The following is an 835-nucleotide window of genomic DNA, read 5'->3' as shown; positions in this document are numbered from 1 at the left end:
CCGCGTCGCCTGGAACGGCTACGGCGTCTACAACCTCACCAAGTTCGGCGTGAACGGCTTCACCGAGTCCCTGCGCCAGGAAGTCACCCAGCGGCACGTCCGCGTCGGCGTCCTGGAGCCGGGCGGCGTGGACACGGAGCTGGGCTCGCACAACAAGCCCGAGATCCAGGGCGCGATGATCACGCCCTTCTATGAGACGACCGAGGTCCTCTCCCCCGACGACATCGCCGACGGCGTCGCCTACATGGTCACCCGGCCCCGCCACGCCTCCGTCGGCGAACTTTGGATCATGCCCACCGACCAGGCCTGACCGCACCCCCTGCCCGCCATTCACCGCGGGCCGTCGGCGCGCGCCTTGGCCAGCATGAGCGCGCGGTGGGCATGGAGTGCTCGGCCACCTTCCTCGACTCGGTACTTCGTCACACAGCACATCACTCCGGGTGCCGATCACGGCGCCTGAAAGGAACCCCCTCATGAGCAAGGTCATTCTCGTCACCGGCGCCGGACGCGGCCTCGGCACCGACATCGCCCGCGAAGCCCTCGCCGCCGGCCACCACGTCGTCGCCACCGGACGGCGCCCCGAAGAAGTCGAGAAGACCCTGGGCGGACCCCAGGACAACCTGCTGGTCACCAAGCTCGACATCACCAGCCCCGAAGACGCGCAGGCCGCCGTCCAGGCAGCCGTCGACCGCTTCGGCCGCATCGACGTCCTCATCAACAACGCCGGGAACTTCTACGCCGGATACTTCGAGGAGATCACGCCCGACCAGATGCGCCAGCAGATCGAGACCAACCTCTTCGGGCCCATGAACGTCACCCGTTCCGTCCTGCCCGT

At 68.1% G+C, this 835-nt stretch carries 2 protein-coding genes; both read left to right on the top strand.

The window, feature by feature from the left end:
• The coding region (locus tag IG08_RS0153255; protein WP_030622124.1) for an SDR family NAD(P)-dependent oxidoreductase at window positions 1-310 on the top strand (310 nt) is incomplete at its 5' end.
• A gap of 163 nt (window positions 311-473) precedes the next feature.
• Window positions 474-835, top strand: a 362-nt coding sequence (locus tag IG08_RS0153250; RefSeq protein ID WP_030622122.1) for an SDR family NAD(P)-dependent oxidoreductase, incomplete at its 3' end; no start/stop codon positions are given.

The sequence above is a fragment of the Streptomyces fulvoviolaceus genome, assembly GCF_000718165.1.
Lineage (GTDB): Bacteria > Actinomycetota > Actinomycetes > Streptomycetales > Streptomycetaceae > Streptomyces > Streptomyces fulvoviolaceus.
The sequence above is the reverse complement of the archived record's forward strand: the minus strand, read 5'-3'. Positions and strand labels throughout refer to the sequence as shown.